Origin of the sequence: Ferrimonas gelatinilytica (assembly GCF_039544205.1) — a bacterium.
GTDB lineage: Bacteria > Pseudomonadota > Gammaproteobacteria > Enterobacterales > Shewanellaceae > Ferrimonas > Ferrimonas gelatinilytica.
The window spans coordinates 1-9,976 of record NZ_BAABLF010000021.1; the positions used below are offsets into that span (position 1 = coordinate 1).

Genomic DNA, 9,976 nt, shown 5'->3' on the forward strand with positions numbered 1-9,976 from the left:
TGGCAGACTGCGCCATGTTCACTCCTTTGTGGGTCGGCTGTTAGTTTTGGTCGACCAACAGTATTCCGACTCGCACGGGAGTGAACAACCTCCTGAAAGATTACAACTAGTTACTAGGAGCGCCAGCTCTTGAACTTCGGCTCTTAGGAACTCGAACCCAGGACCTAAGATCTTGCTCTGGTTCGGCAATCCCGGCGCAAGTAGCAGGTACAAAAAAGGCCGGGGTTTCCCCCGGCCTTTCGCATTGGCAGACCGCGCCGTCTGGCGGCGCTGGTCGATGCGGGCAATGCAGTTAGCTGGCTTTGGCTTCCAGTACTCGCTCGTTACCGATGCTGATCTTGCGTGGCTTCATCGCCTCCGGAACGGTGCGGACCAGTTCGATATTCAGCAGGCCATTCTCCAGCTTGGCGCCTCGCACTTCGACGTGTTCGGCCAGGCGGAAGTTGCGCTTGAAGTTGCGTTCGGCAATACCCTGGTGGAGGAACTTTCGGGCCTCTTCCGATTTGGATTTGTTGCCAACGACGGTCAGTGTGTCGCCTTCCACTTCAATATCCAGCTCTTCCTCGGCAAACCCGGCCACCGCCATGGTGATGCGGTATTGGTCTTCCTGCACCAGTTCGATGTTGTATGGCGGGAAGCCGTTCTGTTCGTGGCGCATCGCTTCGTCCATCACTTTGGCGAAACGATCGAAGCCGATGGCAGATTTGTACAGGGGAGACAGGTCAAAAGTACGCATAATTTCAGTCCTCTATTGAGCAACATAAGTTCAGATATAACGGAGCCTTTATCGGCCTCCGTGACGGACCTCATCGAGCGTCCGTACTCCCTATCTGGGGATGGGCAAAAATTTTTAAAGGGGCAAATGAAAAATTTTTTGTGTTTTAGCCTTCTAGAGGGGCCCCTTTTTGTAAAAGAGAACCCACACCACAGTTGAGGCTTGGATTTTCACTGGCAGACTTTTCATTGCCAGGATCTTCTCCGCTCAGAGATCCCGGCGCAAGGAATCCAATACGCTCAGGCCCCGTCGCCCGGGGCGCGTGGGTTGGATTCCGGCGCTGGAGGCTGGTAGTTTTGCCCCCTGAATGACGGCATCTGGGCCAGTCAGTTCCATCGAAAACGAAAACAAGAAGCACAAGGAGTGCGCATGACAGAGACTCGCTCTGAAGTCGACGACGCGTCGACCGCCAAGGCGCCGGGAAGGTTTATCCGTCGGATTGAGGCGATCAGCCGGGCGATCCCGGATCCGGTGATCATCTTTATCTTCCTGCTGGGGGCGGCGCTGCTGCTGACGGCGCTGATCGGGGGGCACTCCTTCGAGTCCCTTGGACGGGATGGGGGCGTGGTGCAGTACACCATTGCCGACATGACCAGCAGCGACAATATCCGTTGGTTGTTCGATAACGCCATCCTGGCCAACTGGCTGGGCTACGGCAACGGCGTGCTGGGGGTGATCCTGGTGGTGATGCTGGGGGTGGGGATCGCCGAGCATTCTGGTCTGTTGACCGCTGTGATCAAGGCGCTGGGGGCGAGGCTCAGTGAGAAGATGATGGCACCGGCGGTGATCTTTATTGGCATCATGAGTTCCCTGGCCACCGACGCCGGTTACCTGGTGTTGATCCCGCTGGCGGGCCTACTCTACGCCGGATTGGGTAAGAACCCACTGATCGGCATGGCAGCGGCCTTTGCTGGCGTCTCCGCCGGGTTTTCAGCCAACCTGCTGCCCGCCACGCCGGTGGATGTGATCATCGGTGTCAATGCCCAGGCCTTTGCCGAGGCGCAGGGCGTTCCCTTCGAGTCCGGCAGTGGGGCACCGCTGACACCCGCCACCATGCATTACTTCTTCATCCTGGCATCGACCCTGATGCTGGTGGTGGTGGGGGGCTGGGTCACCCGGCGTTTTGTTCAGCCGCGACTGGAGCGGATGCCCTTTGAACTGCCGGAGGAGATCGACCTGTCCGATTTTCGCCTCAGTGACAACGAACGCAGGGGCCTCAGGGCGGCCGGATTGGGCCTGCTGGCGGCCCTGGCAGTGGTGCTGGCACTGGGGCTGGGGCCGCTGGCACCCTATGAGAACGAGGCGGGGCGGACCGTGGTGCCCTACCTGGATAATGTGATCCTGTTGATCGCTCTGGTCTTCGCCATGGTGGGGATCGCCTTTGGCTACCGCACCGGTCGCTTTACTGCCATGGCAGACGTCGTGCAGGCGATGGTGAAGCAGATGAACAGCTTGGGCTACATCATGGTGCTGACCTTCTTCTGCTACAACTTCCTGGCGCTGTTGAAATATTCCGAGCTGGGAACCTACATCACCTACCTGGGGGCGACGCTGCTAGCCAACCTCGGACTGGAGTCCTTCCCCATCGGCCTGATCCTGGGGTTCGTCGTGGTCACCGCGTTGATCAACCTCTTTGTGGGTGGATTGGTGTCCAAGTGGATGCTGCTGGGGCCGATCTTCATCCCCATGCTCTACCAGGTGAACCCCCAGATGACCCCGGATATGGTGGCCGCCGCGTACCGGGTGGCGGACTCCAGCACCAATATCATTACCCCGATGATGGGCTATGCGGGGGTGATCCTGGCGTTCATGCGCAAGTACCAGCCCAAGCTCACTATCGGCGAGATGATGCTGATGATGCTGCCCTACTCACTGGCCTTCCTGCTGGCCTGGTCGGCCTTGTTAATTTTCTTCTTCAGTTTCGGGATCCCGCTGGGATTCTGACCAAGAAAAACGGGGCCATCTTGGCCCCGTTTTTTCAGCTCACCCCGCGAGTCCTGCCTCTTCCGGCTGAGAGTCTGCCAGTGCCGCCTTCAGCATCGGCGGAAGCGGTGTCGGTCGATTCGTTTCGGTATTGATGCAGACCACGGTGGCCCGGCCCTGGGTGACCAGCGCCTGCTGGCTGTGGCTGAAGATCCCGTATTCCATGGTCAGGCGATCATCTGCCAGGGTGCTGATCCGGGTGCCCAGCAGCAGAGTGTCCGGGAAAAAGACCGGCCGACGGAAGCGGCACTGGCTCTCCGACAGCACCGGCGCCAACTGCTGCTCCTCCATCAATTCAAACATATCCAGACGTTGGAAAAAGTCGATGCGGATATTTTCAAAGTAGCGGTAATAGACGGTGTTGTTGACGTGCCCCAACGCATCCATGTCGCCCCACTGAACGTTCTGGGTCATGGTCACCGGGTAGTCATTGAGAAAACGGGTCATTGCCTCGCTCTGGTGGCTCTCGGTGGAGGGGTGTTCCGGTTGGGTGACTTGCTCCTGCATCTTTACTCCCTTTAGATGAAATTAAAACGATCGTTTGATTTTGGGTAAGATGAGGCTAGCAGATCGGCGTACAGATAAACATACCCGACCGGGAGTGTGTGGCGGCGGCTAATGGCGGCTAGGCTGATAGCTTCAAGGGGTAAAACCCACAGTTAAAAACAAGGAGCACACCATGATTGCCATTGGCGATACCCTGCCCGACATCTCCCTGGCCCAGTTAACCCCGGAGGGGATGCAGGATCGCGGCAGCGCGTACTTCGCTGGCCGCACCGTCTTATTGTTCGCGGTGCCCGGTGCCTTCACCCCGACCTGCAGTGAGCAGCACCTGCCCAGCTACCTGAGCAATATCGATAAACTCAAGGCCGCCGGGGTGGACGCCATCGCCTGTGTGGCGGTGAACGATGCTTTCGTGATGAAGGCCTGGAGCGAAACTCAGGGCTGTGAAGGGATAGATATGCTGGCGGACGGGGATGCCCAGTTCCACCAGGCATTGGGCTTGAGCATGGATACCGGCCGCTTCGGTGGGGTCCGGGCCCAGCGTTACGCGATGTTGGTGCGTGATGGCGAGGTGGTGATTCTTCAGGTTGAGAAACCCAACGAGTTTTCTGTCTCCGGAGCCGAAGCGATGCTCGAGGCGATGGCGAGCTAAAGGCGCCCGCTCAGCGATCGGGCGCCTTCATTGGTTCCTAGGCCTTAGAGCCTAGTTCCTAGACCCTAGGAACTAGTAACCAGGAACAAGGAACCAGGAACTGAGCTCTCGAAACCGGGGCGTATCCCTCAGTGCAGCTAGCGCCCCTCGGCAGGCAGCTCTGTCCAGCCGGTGACCGGGCTGGTGCCGCTGATCTGACGCAGGGCATGGCCGCAGCGTTGGCAGCGAAACTCGTGTTCCGAGAAGCCGCCATCGACCGTAGAGGCTTCGTGGTGGGCGAACTCCTTGAGCTGGTCGTGAGGCTCGGCGGCCTGTTCGTCCAACAGCTTTTTGCAGTCTTTGCAGAGAGGCTCGGTCATGGGGATCTCCTGTGATGAAGACAAACCTTTAGGATCAGTATAGATCTCCGGTGGTCGAGGCTCCTCTATCCCCCTTGTTTTTGACCGAGAATCCCCATTTCTAAAACCGTCCCTGTATAAACGACGACAGGGCGCCGATTGGCGCCCTGTTGGAAAAAGTGGCTTACGTTTACCGGCTGCGCCCCTTGCGAGCACGCAGGGCCCGCTCACCGGCGCTCTGGTCCGTGGGGTTGTTGGCTCGGGCCTGCTTGCGGGTGTAGCGCTGCTTGGTGCGCACTTCGTACAGCAGGTTGGTGCGATCCTTGACGGCGTAACCCGGTTGATTGATGCGCCGAATGATGTGCCCGATCAGGGTCTCGATCTGGGCGATGGAGAGCTCCTCGTCGCGCCCCACCAGGGAGATGGCATGGCCCGGCAAGCCAGCACGGCCAGTCCGGCCGATGCGGTGCACGTAATCCTCCGCCAGGAAGGGCACATCGTAGTTGAGGACGTAGGGCAGCCCCTGAATATCGAGGCCGCGGGCGGCGACATCGGTGGCCACCAGGACTCGGATCTTCCCCTCCTTGAACTCCCGCAACGCCCGGCGACGTGCCCCCTGGCCTTTATCACCGTGGCAGGCGGCAGCGGGTACCCCGTACTGGTTCAGTTCGGCAACGACAGCGTCCACCGATTCCTTGTAGTTGGCAAAGACCAGTACCTGCTTCCAGTTCTTGCGGCCAATCAACTCCACCACCAGGTCCAGTTTACGCTCCTCGTCCACCGGGTAGAGAACGTGGGAAACGGTGTCGGCGGTGGCATTTTGCGGCGCCACGGAAACCACCACCGGGTGGGTGAGGCTCTGGGTCGCCAGCTGCTTCATTTTCGGCGGGTAGGTCGCGGAAAACAGCAGGGTCTGGTGCTTCGGCGGAACCAGGGCGATGATCCGTTTGAGCTCCCCGGCGAAGCCCATGTCGAGCATGCGATCCGCTTCATCCAGCACCAGGTGCGCGACCTGGCTGAGGCTGACATTGTTCTCCGCTACGTGTTCCAGCAGCCGCCCTGGAGTGGCGACCAGAATATCCACGCCCCCCTTGAGGCGCTCAGCCTGGCCCGCCATCTTGGTGCCCCCGTAGACCGCCTCCACCGTCAGTGGGGTATAGCGGGCGTAATCTCGGCAGTTGGTGGCGATCTGCGCCGCCAGTTCTCGGGTCGGGGCCAGGATCAGGGCCCGGATCTGCCGGCCCTGACGTTGCTTGGGGCTGTCCAGCAACTGCTGCAGGATGGGCAGGGCGAAGGCGGCGGTTTTGCCGGTGCCTGTCTGGGCATTGGCGAGAATATCCCGACCTTTGCGGGCAGCGGGGATCGCCTTGCGTTGTACCGGCGTCATCTTGTCGTAGCCGCACTCGGTCACGGCGCGAACAATTTCGGGGCCAAAGCCCTGGGAGGCAAAACTCATGGTTATTCCTGTCCAGCCTAGGTTGGGGAAAAAGCGGGGCGCTGATAATACCGGAATTATACCAAAGGCTCTAATCAAAGCCGTCCCGGCGTGTTCGCGAGCACGCACGCCCCGCCGGTCGTAAGGTCACGAGTTATGGATAAACAAACAGTTGGGGGAGGGAGACGGTCACAGTTTGGCGCAGACCCGGATGCAGTTGCGAGAGCCCTATGCCATTCTCTTAAACAGGCAAATTAAAGGCACGTTTCCTGATGATGAGATCTTGGTTAGTGGGCGCGGGTACCCTGGGCGTGGTGCTTACGCTGGGAGGCTGCAGCGAGGCTGTCGATCCGACGGAAAGTGAAAGCTGGCGCGGCCAGTACCCCGAACAGTACGAGCGCTGGGCCCAAACCGAAACCCTGGAGGAGAGGGTGGACATGCTGGCCGAGCGCCCGGCGCTGGTGGTGCTGTGGGGCGGCAGTGCTTACGCCAAGGAGTTTCATTCGCCACGGGGACACCAGTTTGCCGTGGCAGACGTAACCCATACCCTGAGAACAGCACAGGGAGAGGGGGATGCGGCCTGTTGGAGCTGTAAGTCCCCGGATGCGGCGCGCCTGATGGCCGAGCAGGGGGAAAACGGCTTTGCCGCCCACCAGTTTGCCGAGCTGGGCAAGGAGATGGGCAGCGCCATCGGCTGTGCCGATTGCCACGAACCCGGCAGTGACACACTGCGTCTGGCTAGGCCGTTCAGCCAGAAGGCGATGGCCAAGATCAAGCAGCCGTTCGAAACGCAGAGCCTTTCCATGCAGGGGTCACAGACCTGCGGTCAGTGTCACGTGACCTACTACTTCCAGCCGGAAGAGGAGAACCGGGTGAATATCCCCTGGATCTTCGGCAATACCGCGGACGACATCGAGAAGTACTACGACACCCGGGGCTTTTATGACTGGATCCATCCGGTCTCCGGCGCCTTCATGGTGAAGGCCCGTCACCCGGAGTTTGAGCACTGGAGCCGCAGCCAACACGCCAAGCTGGATGTGGGCTGTGTCGATTGCCATATGCCGGCCAACCCGGACGGCGAGCAGGCGGGGGTGCATGATCACAAGGTGCGCAGTGCCTTGGATAACTTCGATCGTGCCTGTGTCCGCTGCCACCAGAGTGAGGAGCGAGTGGCCACAGCCCTGGCTGAGGCGAAGTCCGCCATCGATGCCAAGCGGGAAGTGGTGGAGGCCCTGCTGGTGCAGGCGCACTACGATGCCAAGGCCGCCCAGGATGGCGGGGCCGACTTCGACAGGGTCGCCGGGGCCTTGATGGATATCCGCCACGCCCAATGGCGCTGGGATTTCGCAACCTCCTCCCATGGGATCCATGCCCACAATCCGGAGGAGGGGTTGGCGCTGCTGGATAAGGCGTTGGAGCAGGTGACTTTAGCGCGGGCCAAGCTGGCCATCATTCTCAATAATCTGGAGGTGGAATCGGTGAGCTACCCGGACATCTCCACCAAGGCGAAGGCGCAGCAGGCGCTGCAGTTGGATCTCGATGCACTGACGGAGCAGAAGAAGCGTTACCTGGAAACCCAGGTGATCCCGCACTGGCCAAAGGCCACCTCGCGGGGCTACTAACGCCGGGTTTTGAAGTCGGGCGTATTGAAGCTGAGAGGCACAACGGCACCGGCCAAATTCAAATCGGTAACGAAGCGTTGGGCCTCGCAGGCTCGGCGCCAACCTACGCCCTGCGTGTCTTCTTAAACCCCTTAGGTTGTGCCGAGGGCACTGAGGCACAACGGCAACGCAAAACCCAAGTCGGCCACGAGACCTTGGGCCGAACCGGTCAAAAAGAAGTTGAGCTTTGGCGTGTTATGGCTCGGGCGGATCAGTGCACCCCCAGGGTGAAGACCATGGATTCGGTGGCGCTGTTGTATCCCAGGCCCACTGCCAGGTTGAAGGGGAGCATGTAACGCAGGCCGATCTCACCGCCCCAGTGGTGTTCGTTCTCGGTGTGCCAGATGGGCTCGGCACCGACGTGGCGGGGCGTCACCATGTTGGTGTACCGCAATTCGTCGGTAAGGCGTACCACGCCGCCGTAGAGGTTCAGGTCCGACACCAGGCGTCGGCTGACACCGAAGCGGACCATGTAGCGGCGGGTCTTGGCCCGCCCCGGCTCCGGCCAGGGAGCATGACTCGAGCCCCCCCAGGCGAAGCCGCCGTAGTAACCCCATTCAGGGTAGTGGGGATCATAGTGCGTCGGCGCCAGGGTGATCCCCCAGAGGTCGCCATCGTCCATCGGGATGTAATCGGCGGCCAGCATCGCATAGGGCTGGCGCGTCAGCTTATCGCCGCGTGATTTGTTTGAGTTTTCAAAGGGGGAGGCCTGAAGGGCCAGAGGCAGCATCAGGGGAAGGGAGAGCAGGGCTGCGCGCATTATCGACGGTCCGGGTCCAGAAAACCGCATTGTCGAAACTCAGGGATCGCGGGTCAAAAGCGGGAAGACAAAGTGGGATCGGGATCTCTCTCGTGATCGGAATGGGTCGATTCACCTCCGCTGCCGTCGAAGCCCTCTGGAACCACCGCCTCGCCTGGCGAATTGGCCTCGGTGACGCATACTCTGAAGGAACCGGTTCAGTCAGTAGGAGGCGGTCATGGCGCGGCAGTATGCAAATATCGAAGTGTTCCACCAGACGCCGGCGGTTGATCGAAGTGGTTGGCAGGCGCGTTTCGTGTTCTGGGACGAGTACACCAACGACTGTTTTCACAGCGAGGGGATCCCTCTGGAGGCGCACTCGAGCGAAGAGGCGATCCAGGAAGCGTGCCACCAGCTCGGTGTCCAGCGGCAGTTCGTGCACCTCAAGTAGCCGCGGGAAAAGGGCGCCAACTGCACCCGATGGGGAACCTTGGCGTTATGAACGCCAACGCGCTCAGGCTCAAAATGCCCTGGTTACGTCAGTGGTGATGCTTAGGTTGCGGTCGTGATACCATTTCGTTGCCACATGCCGAGGTGTCGCAGGCTATGGAAAGGCGCATGACACGCAAGTGGCAGGGATATGAATCCAGGAAGACCAGGAAGGTGAAAAGCTTGAGTAAGTTAGGATGTTTACTTGGACTCGCAGTCGCAGTCCTTCTGCCCGTGACGGCCTCTTCGTCGCCAGTTCAGGCCGACTACATTTTCCTGTACGCCGACTCCCTTGGTGAGGGCACTGAGCGTGTTGAGCAGGCCCCGGCGGAAGAGGATCCGCTCCTGGATGCGGCCCTTGATGAACTCTATGGGGACATGGACGAAGAGGCGATCGCGCAGAGCCAAAAGGACGGCCGCGATCCACTCGAACCGATGAACCGAGCGTTCTGGATCTTCAACTACCGCTACTTTGACCGCTACTTCGCCCGTCCCGTGGTGCACTTCTACGTGGACTACGTTCCCAAGCCGGCTCAGAAGGGGGTCGAGAATTTCGTCCGTAACCTTGATGAGCCCTTCAGTGCGGTCAACAACCTGCTGCAGTGGAAGCCTGCCGACGCGGCTAATGCCACAGCGCGATTTCTGATCAACAGCACCGTCGGGGTCGTTGGCATCATGGATATCGCCGCGGACATGGGGCTGGAGCGTAAACAGGACAAGTTCGGCGAGGTCCTGGGGGTCTGGGGCGTGGGTAATGGCCCCTACCTGATGATCCCCGTGCTTGGCCCAAGCAGCGTGCGCGAAGAGGTGGGGGATTGGGTTGATCGGCTCTATTTCCCCTACAGTCTGCTGGGATTCTGGCAGTTGGCGGGACGTTGGGCTCTGGACGGCCTGGTCACCCGGGCGAAGTTGGTCGAGCAGGAGGCGCTGCTGGACAGCTCCCTCGACCCGTACTCCTTTACCAAAGAAGCCTATTTTCAGTACAGTGAGTTTCGGCTTTATGACGGGGCGCCGCCGACGGAAGAGGAGGATGCCTGGCTGGACGAGTACCTGGACGAGAACGAGTAGCCTAGGTTCTGGTAAGAGCGTTCCTAGGGAAAGCGGTTCCTGGTTCCTAACAGCGGTAAGCGCAGGAGGCTAGGTACTAGGGAAGAGCCTAGGTACTAGGAAAGGGCCTAGGCTCTAGGGAAGAGCCTAGGTGCTAAGAGCGAAAAGCGGGGTGTCCCAGTCATACGGTGTAGGCTCCTGCTAGAACCTAGAACCTAGAACCTAGAACCTAGAACCTAGAACCTAGAACCTAGATGTAATCTTTCAGGAGGTTGTTCACTCCCGTGCGAGTCGGAATACTGTTGGTCGACCAAAACTAACAGCCGACCCACAAAGGAGTGAACATGGCGCAG

At 59.8% G+C, this 9,976-nt stretch carries 10 protein-coding genes; 5 read left to right on the forward strand and 5 right to left on the reverse strand.

Features of this window, described 5'->3' with window-relative positions:
* Positions 1 to 292 precede the first annotated feature (292 nt).
* The gene (locus ABD997_RS12130) at positions 293 to 736 is read right to left on the reverse strand and encodes an Hsp20 family protein (RefSeq protein WP_345317292.1); all 444 of its coding nucleotides are present in this window, start codon (positions 734 to 736) and stop codon (positions 293 to 295) included.
* 408 nt (positions 737 to 1,144) lie between these two features.
* Between ABD997_RS12130 and ABD997_RS12135 the strand changes: the two genes are divergently transcribed.
* Complete coding sequence (locus ABD997_RS12135) at positions 1,145 to 2,719, forward strand: AbgT family transporter (protein WP_345317294.1); 1,575 nt, start codon at positions 1,145 to 1,147, stop codon at positions 2,717 to 2,719.
* Positions 2,720 to 2,758: 39 nt separating this feature from the next.
* Here the strand turns inward: ABD997_RS12135 and ABD997_RS12140 are convergent, their stop codons facing one another.
* The gene (locus tag ABD997_RS12140) at positions 2,759 to 3,265 is read right to left on the reverse strand and encodes an acyl-CoA thioesterase (protein ID WP_345317296.1); all 507 of its coding nucleotides are present in this window, start codon (positions 3,263 to 3,265) and stop codon (positions 2,759 to 2,761) included.
* A gap of 172 nt (positions 3,266 to 3,437) precedes the next feature.
* Between ABD997_RS12140 and ABD997_RS12145 the strand changes: the two genes are divergently transcribed.
* Positions 3,438 to 3,914: a peroxiredoxin gene (locus tag ABD997_RS12145; protein ID WP_345317298.1), complete on the forward strand. Its 477-nt coding sequence runs from the start codon at positions 3,438 to 3,440 to the stop codon at positions 3,912 to 3,914.
* 137 nt (positions 3,915 to 4,051) lie between these two features.
* Here ABD997_RS12145 and ABD997_RS12150 read toward each other — a convergent pair whose 3' ends face one another.
* Both ABD997_RS12150 and ABD997_RS12155 read right to left on the reverse strand, forming a co-directional pair.
* Complete coding sequence (locus ABD997_RS12150) at positions 4,052 to 4,273, reverse strand: hypothetical protein (protein ID WP_345317299.1); 222 nt, start codon at positions 4,271 to 4,273, stop codon at positions 4,052 to 4,054.
* Between the two features lie 169 nt (positions 4,274 to 4,442).
* The gene (locus ABD997_RS12155) at positions 4,443 to 5,708 is read right to left on the reverse strand and encodes a DEAD/DEAH box helicase (RefSeq protein ID WP_345317300.1); all 1,266 of its coding nucleotides are present in this window, start codon (positions 5,706 to 5,708) and stop codon (positions 4,443 to 4,445) included.
* 251 nt (positions 5,709 to 5,959) lie between these two features.
* Between ABD997_RS12155 and ABD997_RS12160 the strand changes: the two genes are divergently transcribed.
* The gene (locus tag ABD997_RS12160) at positions 5,960 to 7,309 is read left to right on the forward strand and encodes an ammonia-forming cytochrome c nitrite reductase subunit c552 (RefSeq protein WP_345317301.1); all 1,350 of its coding nucleotides are present in this window, start codon (positions 5,960 to 5,962) and stop codon (positions 7,307 to 7,309) included.
* 250 nt (positions 7,310 to 7,559) lie between these two features.
* Here the strand turns inward: ABD997_RS12160 and ABD997_RS12165 are convergent, their stop codons facing one another.
* Positions 7,560 to 8,108, reverse strand: a complete 549-nt coding sequence (locus ABD997_RS12165) for a TonB-dependent receptor (protein WP_345317302.1) — start codon at positions 8,106 to 8,108, stop codon at positions 7,560 to 7,562.
* 217 nt (positions 8,109 to 8,325) lie between these two features.
* Between ABD997_RS12165 and ABD997_RS12170 the strand changes: the two genes are divergently transcribed.
* Entirely contained in the window at positions 8,326 to 8,538 is a 213-nt protein-coding gene (locus tag ABD997_RS12170; RefSeq protein WP_345317303.1) for a hypothetical protein, read from the forward strand.
* Positions 8,539 to 8,759: 221 nt separating this feature from the next.
* Positions 8,760 to 9,644: an MlaA family lipoprotein gene (locus tag ABD997_RS12175; RefSeq protein ID WP_345317305.1), complete on the forward strand. Its 885-nt coding sequence runs from the start codon at positions 8,760 to 8,762 to the stop codon at positions 9,642 to 9,644.
* Positions 9,645 to 9,976 lie beyond the last annotated feature (332 nt).